The following is a 19,110-nucleotide window of genomic DNA, read 5'->3' on the forward strand; positions in this document are numbered from 1 at the left end:
TGTCGGACATGGATGCTGAGGGCACACGGGACGCGCACGACACGCCGGACGCGGAGGACGCACAGGGCGCGGACGCGCACGACACGCCGGACGCGCAGGACACCGCCAAGAGGCTGCGGGCCATCACCGACGAGCTGTCGGACCGCTTCTACGAGCGCGCCGACGTGGTGCGGACGCTGGTGGTGACGCTGCTGGCCGGGCAGCACTCCTTGGTGCTCGGGCCGCCCGGGACGGCGAAGTCCGAGCTGGCCCGGGAGCTCACGGGCAGGGTCGAGGGCGCGGCCTACTGGGAGATCCTGCTGTCGAAGTTCACCGCGCCCACGCGGATGTTCGGCCCCATCGACGTGGCCGCGCTGGCCCGGGGCGAGTACCGCCAGGTCTACGACGGCCGCGCCACGACCGCGCACATCGCCTTCATCGACGAGATCTTCAAGTGCTCCACCGCGGCGCTCAACGAGACGCTGGGCTACCTCAACGAGCGGATCTACCACCCCGAGAACGGCGGCCCACCGATCCGCTGCCCGCTGATCGGGGCCATCACGGCGAGCAACGAACTGCCCGGCGGAGAGGACTCGGCCGCGATCTACGACCGGCTGCTGGTGCGGATCGAGGTCGGCTACCTGGAAGACCCCTCGAACTTCGCCGCGCTGGTCCGCTCCGCCGTCAGCCGCCCGGCGGCACCGCCACGGACGACGGTCGAGCTGACCGCCTTGCGGCACGCCGTGGCCGAGGCCGTCCCGGCCGTGGACGTCCCCGACGCGATCGTGGACGCGGTGTGCACGCTGCGGGCCGCCCTGCGCCGCAAGGAGCTCATCGCCTCCGACCGCCGCTGGCGGCAGGCGGTGGGCCTGCTCCAGGCGTCCGCGTACCTCGACGGCCGCCCGGCGGTCGCCGAGAGCGATCTGTCGGTGCTGACGCATGTGCTGTGGGACTCCCCCGCCGAACGCCCGACCGTCGAGCGCGAGGTGCTGCACCTGGTCAACCCCGACGCCAAGGAGGCGCTCGACCTGGCCGACGCCCTCGATGAGCTGGAGGCCCAACTGGACGCCATGGCCGGGCAGTCCCGCGAGGCGCTGAGCGAGTGGGTCATCAGACAGGCCCACAACAAGCTCGCCATGGCGGGGAAGCGGCTGGAGAAGCTGCGCCAGGACGCGGCGCGCGCCGGTCGCTCCACCGCCGCCATCGACCGGGTCACCGGCCGCCAGCGCGCCGTACGCGCCCGTGTGCTCACCGAGGCCCTCGGCGTGGACGCGAGCATGGTGCAGGCCCAGCTGTGAGCGGGCGCGACGCGCCCGCGCCCGGCGAACCGGCGAGCCGGGCCGGAACGTGGCCGGGCCGGTCCGCCGCCGCTCCCGTACGGCACACCGCGGCCGTGGTCGCGGACCGGTTCGACCACGTCACCTGGCGCGACATCTATGAGCAGTCGGCCGGGCTGCGCGAGGTGGCCGAGGAGCTCAACGGGCGCCACGACCACGCCGCCGACCTCCTCACCGATGTGTTCCTGGCCGCCTACAAGGTCGGGCCGCGGTTGCGCGAGCGCGCCGAGATGGCCCCCTCCCGGCTGGTGAACCACCAGGTCGTCTCGGCACTGGTGGAGTCACCGGAGTTCGCCGAGCTGCGCCGGGAGACGGCCGGCGACCCGTATGCCGCCGCCATGGCCGTGCTCGCCCAGGCCGCCGCGGTGCGCGGGATGCTGGAGCGCTCCCGGGCGGCCCAGGAGCGGGCCGAGCGGGCGAGCAGGGCCGAGCAGGACGCCGACGCCGCGGCGGCCGCCGCGGACGAGGCGCTCCAGCGGGCGGCGGACGAGACCGACGGGGACGGCACCGTGCCGGGCCCGGCCGCCGACGCCGTACGCCAGGCGATCGACGCCGCCGAGGCCGCCCAGGCCGCCGCGCGGCGCGCCGCCCAGCACGCCGAGCAGGCCCTCGCGGCGGCGGCCCCCGGCATCCGCGCCGCCGCGCGGAACGCGGCGAGCGAGGCCGCCGAGGCCGTACGGGAGGAGGCCGCGCTGATGCGGGCATGGGGCGTGGCCCCCGGCGAGCTCGAGCGGATGCCGTTCGACGAGCGCGCCCGGCTCGCCGAGCGGCTGCGCACCGGCCGCCTCGCCCGGTGGGCCGAACTGATCGGCCGCTTCCGGCAGATGGCCGCCGGCGAGCGCGCCCGCAAGATGGAGAACGCCACGGGTGAGCTGGTCGGCGTCACGCTCGGGAACGACCTGTCCCGTGTCATCCCCTCCGAGCTGGCGGGCCTCGGCCTGCCCGAGCTGCGCGCGGTGTTCGCCGCGCGCTACGCCGCCGGGGAGCTGATGCTCTACGACGCCCAGGGCGAGCAGACCACCGGCCAGGGCGCCATCGTCGCGTGCGTCGACACCTCGCACTCCATGTACGCGGCGGGGCCCGGAGGCGTCACCCGGGAGGCGTGGTCCAAGGCATGCGCCCTGGCCCTGCTGGACCAGGCCCGCCACGCGGGGCGTGACTTCGTCGGCATCCTGTTCTCGGCCGCCGACAAGCTCCAGGTCTTCCGCTTCCCCGCCGACGCGCCCCGGCCCGCCGGTATCGACCCGGTCCTCGACTTCGCGGAGACCTTCCTCGGCGGCGGCACCAGCTACCAGGCGCCGCTGACGGCGGCCGCCGGACTGCTGGAGGAGGAGTTCGACGCCGCCGCCCGCGCACGTGGCGACATCGTGATGATCACCGACGACGAATGCGGTGTCACCGAGGAGTGGATGCGCGGCTGGAAGGAGGCCAAACACCGGTTGGGGTTCCGGGTCTTCGGCGTGGCCATCGGCGCCCCGCGCGCCACCGAGACCGGCTCGGTCCTGGAGGCCCTGTGCGACAACCTCCGCTCCATCGAGGACCTCACCGACGTCCACGCGGCCGCCGACCTCTTCCGCGTGATCTGACCGCACCACCCACCGGCGGAACCCCTCCGCTGAGAACCGTGCGTCAGCCGTCCGCCGCGGGGTGGTCGGCCGATCGCGCGGCCCATGAAGCGAGGATGCGCAGCCGGTCGTGGCTGGGTGTGCCGGGCTCGGCGGTCAGGGTGATCAGCTGCTGGTCGGGGTCGTCGGCGCAGGTGAGGAAGGACCAGTCGAGGGTGAGCTCGCCTACGACCGGATGGTGCAGGACCTTCGTGCCGGTGCCCTGGACGGCGACGCGATGGGCGCCCCACCACCGGCGGAAGTCGGGGTCCTGAAGCGACAGCTCACCCACCAGTTTGGCCAGCCGTGGATCGTTCGGGTCCCGGGCGGCCGCCATGCGCAGCTGCGCCAGGCTGGTCCGCGCCACCCAGTCCCAGTCCGGGTACAGCGCCCTGATGGCCGGTTCGCGGAAGACCAGCCGTACGAAGTTGCGTTGTTCCACCGGGATGCGCGCGAAGTCGGTGAACAGCGCGGCGGCCATGGGGTTCCAGGCGAGGATGTCCGTGCGCCGGCCCAGGACGACGGCCGGCGTGGTGGCGAGGTCGTCCAGCAGCCGCCGCAGCTGTGGGTGGACCTTCTGCGCGGTGCGCCGACGGGGCCGGGCGGCGTCCCGGCCGGACAGTTCGAACAGGTAGGCACGCTCGCCGTCGTCGAGCCGGAGTACGCGCGCAAGGGTGTCCAGCACCGGTTCGGAAGCCTGGCGGCGGCCCTGCTCCAGACGCGTGTAGTAGTCGGGGCTGATCGACGCCAGCAAGGCCACCTCCTCCCGGCGCAGCCCCTTGACCCTGCGCCTGCCCGCCGAATCGGGCAGCCCGACCTGGGCCGGGCTCAGCTCCCTGCGGCGCGCCTTGAGGAAGGCGCCCAGTTCGCTGTGGTGCGGGTCGCTGCTGCTCATAGCCACAAGTCTGACAAACAACGAGGCCCGTGACAGGGGGCCTGGCGTGTCCCAGGACAGCGCTGTCCTGGGACGGAAGACGCCCCTTACCCACCTCCGTACCGCGTGCGAGCGTCGGTGACGTGGCCGGCGGACGGCCCCCACTCACCCCCACCCAGGAGCCACGGAACCATGAAGGCCAACGTCACCTTTCCCAGCGACCACCTCGCCATCGCCGGGATTCTCTTCACCCCCGACGACCACACCGGCGGCCGGTTGCCGGCCGTTGTCATCTCCCACCCGGGAGGCGGTGTGAAGGAACAGAGCCCGAGCGTCTACGCCGGGCGGCTGGCCGACGCGGGGTTCGCCGCGCTGGTCTTCGACGCCGCCTACCAGGGCGAGAGCGAGGGCGAGCCACGAGGTCTGGAGAACCCCTTCCAGCGAGCCGAGGACATCAAGTCCGCCGTGACCTACCTGACCACCCGTGACGACATCGACCCGGACCGTATCGGCGCATTGGGCATCTGCGCGTCCGGCGGTTACGTCCCCTACGCCGCGCAGACCGACCACCGCGTCAAGAGCGTCGCCACGGTCAGCGCCGTGGACCTCGGGTCGGTGTTCCGCGAGGGACTGGGCCGCACCCAGGACCCGGCGATCCTCCAGGCCCTGCTCGACCAGGCCGGCGCACTGCGCACCGCGGAGGCACACGGCGCGGCCCCCCGGCTGGAGGCATGGATCCCCGACAACGCCGAGGAGCTGCTGGAGACCGCCACCCGGCAGTTCCGGGAGACGTACGAGTTCTACCGGACCCCGCGCGGCCACCACCCGCGCGCGAACCAGGGATGGGTGCTGCGCTCCATCGACCTGATCGCCCAGTACGACTCGTACGCGATGATCCGGCTCATCTCGCCCCGCCCCCTGCTGATGATCGCCGGTTCGGAGGCGGAGACCGCCTACTTCAGCCGGGAAGCGATCGAGCGGGCGGCCGAGCCCAAGCGACTGGTCATCATCGACGGCGCCAGCCATATCGACCTGTACGACAGGGACGCATACGTCACCCCCGCCGTGGCCGAACTCACCGCGTTCTTCGCCAAGCACCTGGCCGGCTGACCGCCCCACCAGGACGACGTACGCGGCGCCGACGAGGGCTGGGGGCCGGCCGACGGCCCCGGCGGCCTGTTCGGCCCGCCGACCGTGCGCTCACCCGCATGGCTGACCGGGCGTCACGCCGCTATCTGAGCGTGCTCCGGGTCGGACAGCGCACCGCCGCCCGGCCCGCGCTCGATCAGCCCTCGTAGCTCCGGATGGCGGCGACCTTCTCCGCCGACGGGGAGGTCTCGTCGAAGCTCTGCGCGAGCCAGTCGTCGGTGAGCGCGCGGGCGAGCTCCAGGCCGATGACGCGCTGGCCGAAGCAGAGCACCTGGGCGTTGTTGCTGAGGACCGAGCGGCGCACGGAGTAGGTGTCGTGGGCGGTGACCGCGCGGATGCCGGGGACCTTGTTGGCGCTGATGGCCACGCCGAGGCCGGTGCCGCACACCAACAGGGCGCGGTCGGCGGCGCCTTCGGCCACGCGGCGGGCCGCTTCCACCGCGACATGCGGATAGGCGGTGTGCTCGTCGCTGCCTACGCCGACGTCGATGACCTCGGCGACCCGGGGGTCGGCCTGGAGATCCCGCTTGAGGGCTTCCTTGTAGTCGTAACCGGCGTCGTCGCAGCCGACGACGATCCGGAAGGCATGCGCGGTGGTCATACGGACTCGCTTCCTGTCGTCGCGCGGAGTGTGGTCACCGCGGTCAGCACCGCGGCGAGTGAGGTGGCCCCGGGGTCGGGGGTGCCGACGCTGCGGTCGGCGAGGGGGCGGGCGCGGCCCAGGCGGGGGCGCAGCCCGGCGGTGTTCTCGGCGGCCGTACGGGCTTCGGCCACGGCGGACGCGTACGCCTCGGAGACCGGGGCTCCGGTCCGCAGCCCCGCCGCGAAGGCGGTGGCGAACGGCGCGAGGGCGTCGACCAGGGTCTTGTCGCCCACTTCGGCCCCACCGAGCGAGGTCACCGCGGTGAGCGCGTCCGCTGCGGCGGACGCCAGCTCCTCGCGCTCCGGCGCCCGGTCGGCGGGCAGCGCCGCGCCGATGGCGCGCAGGCCCACGCCCCACAGCGCCCCCGAGGTGCCTCCGGCCTCCGCCGCCCAGGCGTCACCCGCGGCGGCCAGCACCGCCGCCGGGGCGAGCCGGTCGGTGTGCGCCTGCTCGGCGGCCGCCAGTGCCGCGTCGACGCCCTTGGACATGCCACGGCCGTGGTCGCCGTCGCCCGCCACCGCGTCCAGCCGGCCCAGGTCCTCCGCGTCCCGGTGCAGTACGTCGCGGGCGGCGCGCAGTGCGTGGACGGCCAGTTCGGCGACCTCGACCGCCGCGCCGGACGCCGTGGCGGCGGACCGCTCCGGGCGGCGCGGGGCCGCGGCGGGCCGTGCGGCGGCGTCGTCCAACGGGGGTTCCGGCGGCGCGGTCCGGCAGAAGGCCGGGGTGTCGGCCGGGGCGAGCCACAGCCGCTCCAACTCCTCGTCCAGCCAGCTCAGGGTCAGCGAGCAGCCGGCCATGTCGAGACTGGTGACGAGTTCGCCGACCTCGGGGCGTACGGGCGTGAGCCCCGCCTCGTCCAGCTGTCGGGCCACGGCGCCCCACAGCACGTACAGCTCCTCGTACTTCGTGGCGCCGAGACCGTTCAGGACGACCGCGACCCGCCCGCCGTCGCCCACCCCGGCGGGCCGGTCCGCGAGCAGCCCCGTCACCAGGGCGCGGGCCAGGTCCTCCGCGGTGCCCAGGGTGTCCTCGCTGACCCCCGGTTCGCCGTGAATGCCGAGGCCGAGGCCCAACCGGCCCTCGGGAACGGTGAACAGGGGCGCTTCGGCGCCGGGCAGGGTGCAGCCGTCGAAGGCCACGCCGAGGGTGCGGGTACGGGCGTTGGTGTGCTCGGCGACGCGCATGACCTCCTCCAGCGAGGCGCCTTCCTCGGCCGCCGCGGACGCGGTCTTGAAGACGACGAAGCCACCCGCGATGCCACGCCGCCGCGCCGTCTGGTCGGCGGGGGCCGAGGCGATGTCATCGGTGACGGCGAAGCAGCGGGCGGGAATCCCGTCGCCCTCCAACTGCCGTGCCGCCAGCCCGAAGTTCATCACGTCCCCCGCGTAGTTGCCGAAGAGGAAGAGGACACCGCCGCCCGCCTCCGCCGCCTCGGCGACCGAGCGGGCGCGGGCGGCCGACGGAGAGGTGAAGACATCGCCGATGACCGAGCCGTCGGCGAATCCGGGGCCGACGACACCGCAGAAGGCGGGGTAGTGGCCGGAGCCGCCGCCGGTGAGCACGGCCACCTTGCCCGCGCGGGCGGGGCGGGCGCGCACCACACCGCCGGGCACGGCCCGTACATGCCCGGGATGGGCGGCGGCGAAGCCCGTGATCATGTCGTCGGTGAACCGGGCGGGGTCGTTGAAGAGCCTGGTCATCGTGTGCTCCAGCCTTCGCGTGCGGTGTCGAGGGTCTGGCGGTAGGCGGCGTAGCCCTCGGCGTAGTGGTCGATCAGCCCGCGCTCGGCGGTGACGGTACGGAGGCGGGCGCGCCAGGCGCCGGGGTCGACCGGGGTGCCCAGGGAGCGCCAGGCGACATGGGCCGCGCCGCGGATGCCCACGGCGTCGTCGCAGACCTCCAGGTCGCCGCCGAGGACTCCGGCGAAGATGCGCGCCCACTCCCCGGAGCGCGCGCCACCGCCGCAGGCGGTGACGGTGCGGGTGACGCCGAGGGTTTCCATGCAGTGCCGGGCCGAGTAGGCGACGGCCTCGCACAGCGCCCGTACCAGGTCGGCGCGGCCGGCCAGCGGGGAGAGGCCGTCGAACCGGCCGCGGGCCCGCGGGTCGACGAAGGGCGCCCGCTCACCGCTGGTGGACAGGAACGGCAGGGCGGTGACGCCTGCCGCGCCGGGCGGGGACTGGACGAGCAGCGCGTCCAGCGCCTCGATCTTCACATCGAGCAGCTTCAGCAGCCAGTCCAGGCCCGCGGTGCCGATCATGGCGGGCATGACCCGCAGGAACCGGCTCTCGTACGGGGTGGCCAGCACCATCCCGGCCGGGTCCTCGGCGAGCGCCGGGCGCGGCTCGGTGTCCAGGACCTGGGCGGCGAGGGTGGTGCCGATGATGAGGTTGCCCTCGCCCGGTTCTGCGACCCCCGAGCCGAAGGCGCAGGCGGGGATGTCGAACGGGCCGGCGGAGACCGGCAGCCCCGCGGGCAGGCCCAGCCGCCGGGCGGCGCCGGGCAGCAGCCGGTGCAGGGTGCCGGGCGGCGCCGGGTCCGGCAGCAGCCGGCGGTGTGCGGAGAGCCCGCACAGTTCGAGCGCGGTCTCGTCGTACGTACGGGTGGCCACGTCGAGGAACGGCTGGGAGGCGTCGGAGACGTCGACGGTCACCGCGCCGGTCAGCCGTTGTACGACGGCGTCCACGCAGTACCCGGCGGTCTCGGCGGCCGCCAGCCGCTCCGGCTCGTGCTCGGCCAGATGCGCCAGCAGGGGCGCCGCGGAGCCGGGGAAGAGGCCGACGCCGGTGCGCCGGTGCAGGGCGTGCAGGGTGCCGTCGGCGGTCCACCGGTCGAGCCGGTCGGCGGCCCGGCCGTCCATCCAGGACAGCGCGCGGCCGACGGAGGCGCCCGAGGCGTCGCGCAGCCACAGGCCGTCGCCCTGGCCGGTGAGGGCCAGGGCCTCGACCGGTTCGTCGCCCAGCTGCGCGGCGTCGGCGAGCGCCGCCCGTACGACGGTCTCCACGGTGCCCACGACGTCGTCCAGGTCCTGCTCGACGCGGTGTCCGGGCAGGGTGTAGACCGTGCTGCGGGCCTCGTGCGCGGGGGTGGTCCGGCCGTCGCGGGAGATCAGCTGGGCCTTGGTGACCGAGGTGCCGATGTCGACTCCGACGATCATGGCCGGCTCCCGGTCAGCACCTCCGGATTGGCCACGTGCCGCAGCGGTTCGCCGCGCAGGAAGCGGGCGGCCTCACCGGCGGTGATCAGGGCGGCCCGGTCGGCGGTCTGCCGGGTGGCGCCCGCCAGGTGGGGTGTGGTGATGACGTTGGGGGCCTTGTGCAGCGGCCAGTCGGCCGGGGGCGGCTCGATGTCGTAGACGTCGAGGGCGAGCGCGCCGAGCCGGCCGGACTCCAGCAGGCCGGGCAGCGGGGCGTAGTCGAGCAGCTCGCCGCGGGCCGAGTTGACGAGGACGGCGCCCTCGGGCAGCAGCGCGAGGTTGCCGGCGTTGAGCAGATGCCGGGTCTCGGGGGTGACCCGGGCGTGCAGGCTCACCACGGAGCTGCGCCGCAGCAGATCCTCCAGGGCGGTGAGCTCGACGCCGTCGGCGTGTGCCCGCGCCTGGTCCGCGTACGGGTCGGAGACGAGGACGTGTGCGCCGAAGGCACGCAGCACCCGGGCCACGATCGAGCCGATGGCCCCGTATCCGACGAGGCCGACGGTGGCGCCGTCGAGCTCGAGACCCGCGTTCTCGTAGGCGTAGTAGTCGCCGCGCCAGACGCCCTCCTTGAGGGCCGCGTCGGCCTGGGTGATGCGGCGCATCGCGGCGAGGATCAGGCCGACGGCGAATTCGGCGGCCGCGGCGGCGTTGCGGCCCGGTGTGAGGGTGACGGGGATCCCGGCGGCGGTGGCCGCGGCCAGGTCGACGTTGACCGGGCCGCCGCGGGCCACGCCGATGAACTTCAGCGCGGGTGCCTCGCGGATGACACGGGCGGTGAAGGGCGCCATCTGGGTGAGGGCGACGCTCGCGTCACCGAGCGCCTCCAGCACCTGCTCCTCGGTGCCACTGGCCTCCTTGACCCCGCCGTTCCCCTGTGCGTCGGCCCCGACCGGCCCGAAGGGTTCATTGGGCCAGCGGGTGCGCAGCGTGCGGAAGGTCAGCCCGGCGGAGGGCAGGCTCTCGCTCAGGGCGGCGGAGAACAGCTCGGGGGCGATGAAGTCGTCGCCGGATACCAGGACCGTGGTCATGTCGGTCACTCCCCTCGGGGGTCGAGCCTGCTGAGCAGGAAGTCACGTACGGCATGGTGGTCCGAAGAACGGTAAGCGGCACCGGCCAGGGCGTCCTCGGCGGGTGGGTACTGCGGATTCGGGATGGCCACGACGGTCATCCCGGCGGCCGCGGCGGCGCGCAGTCCGTTGCTGGAGTCCTCCACCGCCAGACAGCGCTCCGGGGCCACGCCGAGTGCGCGCGCGGCGGCCAGATAGACGTCCGGGCTCGGCTTGCCGCGGTCCACCTCGGCGCTGGAGACGGTCGCCTTGAAGTGGTGGTCGACGCCGTGGTGGACGAGAACGGCGTCGATCACCCGGCGGGGCGCGGAGGAGGCGAGCGCCACGGGGGCGAGCTCGGCGGTGGCGGTGATCATCTCGCGGGCCCCGGGCAGCAGGTCGATGCGGCCGTCGGCCAGGGCCTGGACCATGCCGTCGACGACGGCCCGCTCGGTGCCGGCGGCGGCGTCACCCGCCCCGCAGAACCGGGTGAGGTAGGCGGCCCACTCGGGAGCGCTCATCCCCTGGACGTCGCGCGTCTGCTCCGGGCCCCAGGTGCGGCCGCGCTCGGCGGCGTAGGCGGCCCACAGCTCCTCCCACAGATGCTCGCTCTCGACGAGCACGCCGTCCATGTCGAAGACCACTGCGTCGGCCATGCGTACCCCTGATCTCCCGGCTGATGATGTCTGACTGGCGGGGCACGGGGATGCCCGTGCGCCCGGCGGGTCCCCCGGGTAGTGGCACCCGGCGGGTCCGTCACAGGGAAATTAACAGTAACAGCGTGAGTTGTCACTGGTTCTATGTGAGAAATAAACCCGGCAGGATGGAGGGCATGACTACTCCCCCGGCGTCGCGCGGTGCGCGGCAACAGCGGCAGCAGCTGATCGTCGACCACGTTCTGGCCCAGGGGGACGCCACGGTGTCCGAACTGGTCGAGCTGACCGGCGTCAGCCTGATGACGGTCCACCGCGACATCGCCGAACTGGCGGACCGCGGCATCCTGCGCAAGTACCACGGCGGCGTCTCCGCACAGCCCTCGATGGTCTTCGAGTCCAGTTCGGACTTCCGGCTGCACTCGCACACCGACGAGAAGCGGGCGCTGGCCCGCGCCGCCCTGCGGTTCGTGACCCCGGGGATGTCGGTGATGCTGGACGACTCGACCTCGGCGCTGGCCCTGGCGCGGCTGTTGCCCGAGGTGGGACCGCTGACCGTGGTGACCAACTACCGCCTGATCACGGAGGAGCTGAGAAGCGCCGAGGGCATCCGGCTGATCTGCGTGGGTGGCGAGTACTCGCGCACCCATGACTCATGGATCGGGCTGCCGGCGATGGACATGATCAGCGGCATCTCCGTCGATCTGAGCGTGCTCTCCACCTCCGGGATCGCCGCGGGCATGACCTTCCACCAGGAGCAGGAGATCGTCGGCATCAAGCGGGCGACCCGGCAGGCGGGCGCGACGAGCGTGCTGCTCATGGACCACAGCAAGGTGGGCCGTCGCGCCCTGCACCGGCTGGAGAGCGTGGACTCCTTCGACCATGTCCTGCTGACCGGCCCGGTGGACGAGGAGCTGCTCCGGGAGATGCGGGAGCTGACGGATGTGAGAGTCGTCGAGACCGAGTAGTTACCATCGGATCTCGTTATTCTTACCAGACCTCTTGATATTTCTCTCGGCTCGCTTGAGTATCTGCGGTCGTACTCCGTCATCCCCGCAGAGTGGAGGAAGCGATGCCTAAACCCTTGATCCTGGGCTATCTGGGCGTACTGCTGTTCATGATCGGCGACGGTGTCGAATCCGGCTTCATCGCTCCGTACATGGCCGATCACGGCGCGGCGACGGACGTACGCGCCGGGTACGTCATCACGGTCTACGGCATCGCCGTCATGCTGGCGTCGTGGTTCTCCGGCGCGCTCTGCCAGGTGTGGGGGCCGCGCCGGGTGATGTGGACGGGCCTGGCGATCTGGGCCGTCTTCGACGCCGCTTACCTGCTCTTCGCGCTGGGCACCGAGAACTACCCGATGATGCTGATCTTCTACGGCATCCGGGGCTTCGGCTATCCGCTCTTCGCGTTCGGCTTCCTCGTATGGATCACCAACACGGCGCCGAAGGCCCGGCTGGGCACCGCGGTGGGCTGGTTCTACTTCGCCTTCACGGGCGGTCTGCCCACCCTCGGCTCGCTGTGGTCCAGCCTGACGATCCCGGCGTTCGGCCGCCTCGGCACACTGTGGTCGGCGCTCGTCCTGATCCTCATCGGCGGCGCCATCGCCCTGGTCGGCGCCCGCAGGAGGCCCGGTGGCGACCGGATGGCACCGCCGGAGGTCACCACCGGCGAGAGCCTGCTCAACTCCGTCTCCATCATCTGGACCCATCCGCGCGTGCTGGTGGGCTGCCTGGTCCGGATCATCAACACGGCCCCGGAGTTCGGCATGCTGGTGTACCTGCCGCGGATCTTCTCCGACGACGTCGGCTTCGGCGAGGACAAGTGGCTCCAGCTGCTGGCGATCATCTACGGCACGAACATCTTCTTCAACCTGATCTTCGGCGTCCTCTCCGACCGCATCGGCTGGCGCACGACCATCGCCGGTTTCGGCGCGCTGGGCTGCGCGATCAGCGTCACGACGCTGTACTTCGTACCGACCTGGCTCGGCCCGGACTACTACTGGGTGGCGGTGCTCGCGGGCATGTTCTACGGCGCGACCCTCGCGGGATTCGTGCCCATCTCGGCCCTCATCCCGTCGATGGCGCCCGAGAACAAGGGCGGCTCCATGGCCCTGCTCAACCTGGGCGCGGGCGGCGCGGCCTTCGTCGGCCCGGCCATCGCCAGCCTCTTCCTCCCCGTCGTCGGCGCCGGCGGAGTCACGCTGATCTTCCTCGCCCTCTACCTGGTCGCACTCGTCCTGACCCTGACGCTGAAGCTGCCCGAGGAACGCGACGGCGGGCCGTCGGCCCCGAGCGCGGCGGAGGACGGCCGGCGGCCCCGAACCGACGCGGCCCCGACTACCTCCTCGCCCGCCACGTCCGCCTGAGCTTCGGGGTCCGGGGCCCCGCGCCGGCAGGCCGAACCATGAAGGTCGGCCTGCCGACGCGGGGCCTCTGCGCCTGGCTCCGGCGATGTCCGCGGTACGGGCTCGGATAGGCTGCTCGCGCGACTCGGTGAGGGGAGTTCGAGGGGACTTCGAGGGGGGTTCAGGGTGGTGGCACGGCCGTTGAGCATCGCGGTGGCGCAGCCGAGGTGCGCCGCTCATGACGTGGCGGCGAACGCGGTGGCCCACGCGGAGGCCGTTCGGGCGGCGGACGCGCGGGTGGTGGTCTTCCCCGAGATGTCGCTGACGGGATACGAACTGGACGCGACGCCGGTCGCCCCGGACGACGACCGGCTCGCCCCGATCGTCGCCGCGTGCGCCGAGACCGGGACGCTCGCCCTGGCCGGCGCGCCGGTGGCGGGTCCGCGTATCGGCATCCTGGCGTTGGACGCAGAGGGCGCACGGGTGGTCTACGGCAAGGTCCATCTGCACCGCAGTGAGGCCATCCACTTCGTGCCCGGGGAGCCCGCCGTGATCGATGTGGACGAGTGGCGGCTGGGGCTCGCCGTCTGCCGCGACACCGGTCTCCCCGAGCACGCCGCGAAGACGGCCGCGCTGGGGATCGACGGCTATGTGGCCGGCGTTGTCCACGCCGACCACGAGGCCGGGCTGCACGGCGAACGCGCCCGCCGGGTCGCCGCCGACCACGGTGTGTGGGCCGCCACGGCGGCCTTCGCGGGTCCGACCGGTGGCGGCTTCGACCGCACGTCCGGCCGTTCGGGCATCTGGTCGGCGGACGGGGAGCTGCTCGCCGAGACGGGCGCCGCGCCCGATGAGATCGCGCGGGCGGTCTTCGTCAAGTGAGCCCGGAAGCGCGGTTCACGGCAGGAGGCTCAAAGCTGGCGGAGCGGCCACGGGAATCGTCGCGTCAGAGCCGGAACGCCCTGGCCACCCGCTCGGTGAGAGCGTCTTCCGTCAGCGTGGTCTCGACGTCGATGGTGTGCAGTCGAAGGTGCTCGGCCTCCTCCCCGAGGCGCGTGGTGAACATGCGATCCCGTTCGGCGAGGTTGCGGCCGGCCCTCGCCGGATCGCTGGTCCTCCACACGAACCCCTCCCCCGGCACCGAGCGGCTCCGGATGGCGGCCTGGCGGAAGTCGGGTGTAGGAAGAAGCCAGACCGCGCGCCGAGGAGCGTCGAGCAGCGGCTTCACGAGGCGCGGGAGCAGCCGGAAGCCCTCGACGATGACGCCACGCTCCGGCGGCAGCCGGAGGAGGTCTTCGACGATCAGGCCGAAGCCCTCGCCCCGGAACCAGTGGAACGTCTCGAGCATGACCTCCGGAGACCGGTTCACCCATCGCTCGTCCATGTCCATGGCGATGAACTCATGCAGAAACGGGGCCTCCTCGGGGGTGGCCCGGTCGGCGTGGTCCCGCATCACATCGTCGGTCGCGTAGAGCCGCCACCCGTAGCGGTCGGCGAGCCGGCGGGCGACGGTCGACTTGCCCGCACCACTCCCGCCACCGATCCAGAAGACATGCCGCAGCCGCGCCGCGAGCTCCGCGTCGGCTGTCACTTCGTCATCCTGTCCGGGCCGCATAGACCTCCGATTGTCCAGCCTGTGTGACGCGAACGTCGACCTGGTCGTGAAGTCGTCGACACCGAGTGGCCCGTACCGGCTACGAAGATTGGTGAGGGGGCAGACATGGCGTTCAGCCAAGCCCCGGCACCGCGCCCGCGCAACGAGACATTCCGTTGTCGGACCGTACTACTACGGTGGCCACGTTCACACACCCGAACCACGGGGGAGGCAGGCGATGGGTGCGAGTGGCTGGGACTACCTGACCCCATATGAGGGCAGCGTCGAGGCGACATTGGTCGCGGTGCAGAGGCAGGTCCTGGCGAGCGGCGACTACATCTGGCCCTGGGAAACCCTCGCCGAGTACGGCGCCACGGCCGAGGAGCCCTTGCCGCGGCCGTCGTCGCTGGACGCGCTCAACGCGGCCAAGGAGACCGAGGAGTTCTGGGACGAGGGCACCCATACGATCCTCGACATCGATGAGGTCGTCCATACGGCCGAGGCACCCGACCCGTACAACCCCGACGACTCCGGGACGCTGCGACCGCTGCGGCACGAGCGCGTACGGCACCACTTCGGCACGGACCGGCCGACGCCCGCCCAGTTCGAGGAGCTGCTCGCCCGGAAACGGGGCGGGGTGCCGGACCCCGACGAGGTGCTGACCGGCGAGTGCCGGATGCGGTGGACCGGCTTGTACGTCGTCCTCTACACCGACGGCGAACCCAGCCACCTGGGAATCTTCGGCTACTCGGGGGACTGACCGGAAGGCAGCGCGGTGGGAGGCGTCGCGCCGCCGGAGCGAGACCGCGGGAGGGACACCCAGGAGCGTGGTCAGCTCCACGCCGAGACCGTTCGCCAGCGCGTGCAGCGTGGGGAGGCGTGCCGAGTGCTTCCGCCACCCTGCTTCCAGGCGCCTGAGCTGTCTGCGCGAAGGATGAGCGCAACTCGGTGGCGTTTGGCATGGAGATCAGGAAGGCTCACGTGCATGGTTTCGGTATTGCAGAACGTGGCGATTGACTGTGCGGATGCCTACGAGCTGGCTCGGTTCTGGAGCGGTGTGACCGGCCGTCCGCTACACCCGGAGGACAGACCGGGTGACCGGGAGACCCAGGTGCTGCTGGCGGAGGGACCAGTGCTGCACTTCAACCAGGTGCCCGAGGCCAAGACGATCAAGAACCGGATCCATCTGTGTCTGCGCCCTGAGACCTCGCGCGATCAGGAGGTGGACCGGCTGCTGGGCCTCGGTGCCACCTTTGTCACTGATCACCGGAATCCCGATGGTTCAGGCTGGGCAATCCTCGCTGATCCCGAAGGCAACGAATTCTGCGTTCTGCGCAGTGAGTCCGACCGAGCCGCCATGAATTCCTGACGCTCACGCGCCGTTCCGACCACGACCACCGCGAGCGCCGAGCTTCCGGCGGTCGCCGGGCGCCCTCGTTCAGTCGAGAAGCTTGGCCACCACCCGGTCGAGCGCCTGGATGTCCTCGAGCGGCAGGGCGAGCAGGGCGTCGGGCGGAGTGGTGAGGATCGCGATGGCGCGGGCGGCCATCGCCTGGCCGTCCTCGGTGAGATGGACCAGCTTGGACCGGCGGTCGGCCGGGTTGGTGATGCGTTCGGCGAGGCCGCGCCGTACGAGATCGTCGACGATGACGGAGGTGTAGGGCGGGTCGGCGCCCAGCCGCTCGGCCAGTTCGCGCAGGGTGATCGGACCGGCGGCAAGGCGGCGCAGCGCTCGGACGCGGCTGAAGCTCATGCCGAGGCTCTCCGCGACCGCCTTGCGGCGGTTGTAACGCTCCATCAGGAGCGTGTTCAGCCCCTGCCAGGCCCGGGCCGCCGTTCTGGTGGTCTCGTCGTCCCGCTCGTCCCGCTCGTGCGGCTCGTTGTCGTATGGGCGCTCCATCAGACGTTCACTGTCTCCTTGGTCTCCTCGGCGGCGAGCCGCTTCGCCGTGCGCTGAGCCGTTGCCCGAGCCCAGCGGCCGGAAGTGAGCGTACCCATGACCAGCACCGCGGCGCCGCAGCCGGCGATGATCCACCATGCCGTCCGTGCCGCGTCCGTGAAGGCCGCCGCATCGGCGTGCACTCCCCCGGCCATCAGAGCGCCGATGACGGCCACGCCGAGGGACTGCCCGGTCTGCCGGCTGGTGGAGGCCACCGCGGCCGCGACTCCGGCCTGCGCACGGGGCATCCCCGAGACGGCGGTGTTGGTGATGGGCGCGTTGACCAGCCCGAAGCCGGTGCCGAAGAGCAGATACGCGACGACCAGCACAGCCACCGGAAGGTGCTCGGAGTAGGTGAGCGCCTGGAGCACGGCGCTCGCGCACAACGCCGCCCCGGCGAGCAGCAGCGGAGTACGCGGCCCCCGCGAGGCCACCATGCGGCCGGACACGGGTGCGGTCAGCAGCGCCATGACCGCCATGGGCAGCATGAACAACCCGGCGTGCAGCGGGTCGAGCCGCCGCACATCCTGGAGGTACAGGGAGCTGATGAACAGGAAACCGCCCAGACCGGCGAACGCGGCCACCGCGATCACGGTGGCGCCCGAGAACGGCGCGGAACGGAAGAACCGCAGGTCGATCAGCGGGTCGGTGCGCCTCGGTTCGTACCACAGCAACCCCAGCAGCGCGCACAGCGCCGCGGCCGCGCACCCGGCGACCACCGGAGAGGTCCAGCCCAGGTTGGGCGACTCGATGATCGCGTACGTCAGCGCGACCAGCAGCCCGATGACGAGCACCTGCCCGACCGGGTCCACCCGGCGAGCCCGCGGCGCCCGCGACTCCGGCACATACCTGCGGGTCAGGAAGAGCGCGGCAAGTCCGATGGGCACATTGAGCCAGAAGATCGACCGCCACCCGGCCGACTCCACCAGCGCACCCCCGATGATCGGCCCGGCGGCCATGCTGATGCCCACGACGCCACTCCACACACCGATGGCGCGGGCGCGTTCCCGGGGGTCCGTGAAGGTGTTGCTGATGATCGACATGGCGACGGGGTTCAGCATCGAACCCCCGACCGCCTGAAGCATCCGCGCGACGACCAGCCAGCCGAGCCCAGGAGCCAGACTGCACAGCAGCGATGCCGCGGTGAAGATCACCAGCCCGGCCTGAAACGTGCGGCGCCGCCCCACCCGGTCGGCGGTCGAACCGGAGAGCATCAACAGGCTCGCCAGCACCAGCGTGTACGCGTCGACCGTCCATTGCAGCCCGGACACCGATGTGTGCAGGTCGCGCTGGATGGAGGGCAGGGCGACGTTCAGGATTGTGTTGTCGAGACTGACGATCAGCAGGCTCATGCAGCAGATGGCCAGCACGAGCCATCGTTGCCGAGGAGCGAGATCCGGCATGAAGAAGCCTCCGTTTAATTGTGTTGTCATAATCATTATACAGACACAACTAAACGCGCCGTCGTCGGTACGGAGCACGAGCACCCACCCGCCACGTCAGCACGAGCACCCACCGCGTCAGGAAGACGCGCGTACCACCAGGCGTGGCACGATCACCGTCTCTCCCGTCGCGGCGCCGGTCATCTGCGCGGCGACCTGCCGCACCGCGGCCCGGCCGAGGAGTTCCTTGTCGACGGTCAGGGTGGTCAGCGGCGGGTCCACGAGCCGGCTCAGCGTCAGCCCGTCGCATCCGACGAACGCGCAGTCCTCCGGCACCCGCACCCCGTGGTCGCGGGCGCGGCGCATGGCGCCGATGGCGATCAGGTCGTTGTAGGCGAGCACCGCCGTCGCCCCGAAGTCGTCGGCCAGCACGTCGTCCATGGCCGCCGCCCCGCCTTCGAGGGAGTTGGCCGCCGGGAACACCCAGCCCTCGTCGGCGGGCAGCCCGTGTTCGGCGGCGGCGGCGAGGAAGAGCGAGTGGCGGGTGCCGTGGCCGCCGGCGTCCGGGCGGCCGCGGTCGTCGAGCATCGCGATCCGCCGGTGGCCGCGCTCGACGAGATGGCCGACCGCATGCCGCATACCGGTGGCGAAGTCGATCCGCCCGCCGCTCACGCCCGGCGGCCGGTGCTCGTTGTCGAGCAGGACGAAGGGCATGCCGGAGCGGTGGATGAGCTCGATGGCGCCGGGGTCGAGCAGGAAGGCGACACACGCGTCCACGTGGTCCACCACGGTCCGCGCCACCGCGGTCTCGCGCTCCAGGGCGGACCCGGTGCTGTAGACGGCGACCTGCCAGCCGCACTCGTCGGCCGCCGCCAGCACACCGGAAACCACCTCGGGGAAGAAGGGGTTGAGCACATCCGCGATGACCAGGCCCAACGTGGTGAGGCGCGGGCCGACCATGCCACGGGCGAACCGGCTGGGCCGGTACCCCATCGACTGGGCCACCCGCAGCACCCGCTGCCGCGTGGCGGGGTCGATCTCCGGTTTGTCGTTGACCGCGCGGGAGACCGTCTGCCGGGACACCCCGGCCGAGCGCGCCACATCCTCGATGGTGATGCGGCGCGGCCTGGCGCTCATGGGCACGGGCCCCCTCTCCCGCCCCTCGGACGTGGGTCACGACGTGGCGCTCGGGACCGCTCACGGAGGTGATCCCCGAGGCGCGCCTCCCCGATCATCACCGCGGCGACGACGGGCGTCAACGGAACCCCACAGCCGAACACCCCAACCTCGCACACATATTGACACGGCGGCCGGGTGGGCCGGACAGTGCTCCGTGAACGCTCACGGGAACGTTCACGGAGGAC

The 19,110-nt window shown here is 72.2% G+C and carries 18 protein-coding genes; 8 read left to right on the top strand and 10 right to left on the bottom strand.

The window, feature by feature from the left end:
- Positions 1-8 precede the first annotated feature (8 nt).
- Positions 9-1,277: an AAA family ATPase gene (locus ACT2CW_RS21960; protein WP_445517924.1), complete on the top strand. Its 1,269-nt coding sequence runs from the start codon at positions 9-11 to the stop codon at positions 1,275-1,277.
- On the top strand, positions 1,274-2,902 hold the full coding sequence (locus ACT2CW_RS21965; RefSeq protein ID WP_445517925.1) for a hypothetical protein: 1,629 nt from the start codon (positions 1,274-1,276) through the stop codon (positions 2,900-2,902). The genes ACT2CW_RS21960 and ACT2CW_RS21965 overlap by 4 nt, the downstream gene beginning before the upstream one ends.
- 43 nt (positions 2,903-2,945) lie before the next feature.
- Here ACT2CW_RS21965 and ACT2CW_RS21970 read toward each other — a convergent pair whose 3' ends face one another.
- Complete coding sequence (locus ACT2CW_RS21970) at positions 2,946-3,815, bottom strand: helix-turn-helix domain-containing protein (protein ID WP_445517926.1); 870 nt, start codon at positions 3,813-3,815, stop codon at positions 2,946-2,948.
- A 171-nt stretch (positions 3,816-3,986) separates the two neighbouring features.
- Between ACT2CW_RS21970 and ACT2CW_RS21975 the strand changes: the two genes are divergently transcribed.
- Positions 3,987-4,904: an alpha/beta hydrolase gene (locus ACT2CW_RS21975; protein ID WP_445517927.1), complete on the top strand. Its 918-nt coding sequence runs from the start codon at positions 3,987-3,989 to the stop codon at positions 4,902-4,904.
- Between the two features lie 175 nt (positions 4,905-5,079).
- Here ACT2CW_RS21975 and ACT2CW_RS21980 read toward each other — a convergent pair whose 3' ends face one another.
- From ACT2CW_RS21980 to ACT2CW_RS22000, 5 genes are read right to left on the bottom strand one after another with little or no spacing between them, the layout of a single operon-like run.
- Positions 5,080-5,544, bottom strand: coding sequence for a ribose-5-phosphate isomerase (locus ACT2CW_RS21980; protein ID WP_138912138.1), 465 nt, complete (start codon positions 5,542-5,544; stop codon positions 5,080-5,082).
- Positions 5,541-7,286: a dihydroxyacetone kinase family protein gene (locus ACT2CW_RS21985; protein ID WP_445517928.1), complete on the bottom strand. Its 1,746-nt coding sequence runs from the start codon at positions 7,284-7,286 to the stop codon at positions 5,541-5,543. Before ACT2CW_RS21985 ends, ACT2CW_RS21980 begins: the two co-directional genes overlap by 4 nt.
- Positions 7,283-8,743: an FGGY family carbohydrate kinase gene (locus ACT2CW_RS21990; RefSeq protein WP_445517929.1), complete on the bottom strand. Its 1,461-nt coding sequence runs from the start codon at positions 8,741-8,743 to the stop codon at positions 7,283-7,285. The genes ACT2CW_RS21985 and ACT2CW_RS21990 overlap by 4 nt, the downstream gene beginning before the upstream one ends.
- Positions 8,740-9,810, bottom strand: coding sequence for a 2-hydroxyacid dehydrogenase (locus tag ACT2CW_RS21995; RefSeq protein ID WP_445517930.1), 1,071 nt, complete (start codon positions 9,808-9,810; stop codon positions 8,740-8,742). The genes ACT2CW_RS21990 and ACT2CW_RS21995 overlap by 4 nt, the downstream gene beginning before the upstream one ends.
- A 5-nt stretch (positions 9,811-9,815) precedes the next feature.
- Positions 9,816-10,484 (bottom strand): HAD family hydrolase, encoded by a 669-nt coding sequence (locus ACT2CW_RS22000; protein WP_182473703.1) that lies wholly within the window; start codon positions 10,482-10,484, stop codon positions 9,816-9,818.
- Positions 10,485-10,660: 176 nt separating this feature from the next.
- On the opposite strand from ACT2CW_RS22000, the gene ACT2CW_RS22005 reads away from it, so the two are divergent.
- The 3 genes from ACT2CW_RS22005 to ACT2CW_RS22015 all read left to right on the top strand — a co-directional run bounded on the left by ACT2CW_RS22005 (position 10,661) and on the right by ACT2CW_RS22015 (position 13,713).
- Positions 10,661-11,449, top strand: a complete 789-nt coding sequence (locus tag ACT2CW_RS22005; RefSeq protein ID WP_164425573.1) for a DeoR/GlpR family DNA-binding transcription regulator — start codon at positions 10,661-10,663, stop codon at positions 11,447-11,449.
- Between the two features lie 104 nt (positions 11,450-11,553).
- Entirely contained in the window at positions 11,554-12,852 is a 1,299-nt protein-coding gene (locus tag ACT2CW_RS22010) for an MFS transporter (protein ID WP_182473704.1), read from the top strand.
- A 180-nt stretch (positions 12,853-13,032) separates the two neighbouring features.
- Positions 13,033-13,713 carry a carbon-nitrogen hydrolase family protein gene (locus ACT2CW_RS22015; protein ID WP_445517931.1) on the top strand — a complete coding sequence of 227 codons (681 nt, stop codon included), beginning with the start codon at positions 13,033-13,035 and terminating at the stop codon, positions 13,711-13,713.
- A gap of 64 nt (positions 13,714-13,777) precedes the next feature.
- On the opposite strand, the gene ACT2CW_RS22020 is transcribed toward ACT2CW_RS22015, so the two are convergent.
- Complete coding sequence (locus tag ACT2CW_RS22020) at positions 13,778-14,446, bottom strand: AAA family ATPase (RefSeq protein WP_445517932.1); 669 nt, start codon at positions 14,444-14,446, stop codon at positions 13,778-13,780.
- A 217-nt stretch (positions 14,447-14,663) separates the two neighbouring features.
- Here ACT2CW_RS22020 and ACT2CW_RS22025 point away from each other — a divergent pair, with 217 nt between their 5' ends.
- Together ACT2CW_RS22025 and ACT2CW_RS22030 are read left to right on the top strand one after the other, a co-directional pair.
- A complete protein-coding gene (locus ACT2CW_RS22025) occupies positions 14,664-15,185 on the top strand; it encodes a hypothetical protein (protein ID WP_445517933.1) in 522 nt (173 codons plus the stop codon).
- A 225-nt stretch (positions 15,186-15,410) separates the two neighbouring features.
- Positions 15,411-15,794, top strand: a complete 384-nt coding sequence (locus tag ACT2CW_RS22030) for a VOC family protein (RefSeq protein WP_164425581.1) — start codon at positions 15,411-15,413, stop codon at positions 15,792-15,794.
- A 69-nt stretch (positions 15,795-15,863) separates the two neighbouring features.
- Here ACT2CW_RS22030 and ACT2CW_RS22035 read toward each other — a convergent pair whose 3' ends face one another.
- From ACT2CW_RS22035 to ACT2CW_RS22045, 3 genes are all read right to left on the bottom strand, one after another.
- Positions 15,864-16,325 (bottom strand): MarR family winged helix-turn-helix transcriptional regulator, encoded by a 462-nt coding sequence (locus ACT2CW_RS22035; protein ID WP_445517934.1) that lies wholly within the window; start codon positions 16,323-16,325, stop codon positions 15,864-15,866.
- Positions 16,325-17,767: an MFS transporter gene (locus ACT2CW_RS22040; protein WP_445517935.1), complete on the bottom strand. Its 1,443-nt coding sequence runs from the start codon at positions 17,765-17,767 to the stop codon at positions 16,325-16,327. Before ACT2CW_RS22040 ends, ACT2CW_RS22035 begins: the two co-directional genes overlap by 1 nt.
- Positions 17,768-17,884: 117 nt before the next feature.
- A complete protein-coding gene (locus tag ACT2CW_RS22045; RefSeq protein WP_445517936.1) occupies positions 17,885-18,883 on the bottom strand; it encodes a LacI family DNA-binding transcriptional regulator in 999 nt (332 codons plus the stop codon).
- Positions 18,884-19,110 lie beyond the last annotated feature (227 nt).

It is taken from the genome of Streptomyces sp. NEAU-174 (assembly GCF_052665095.1).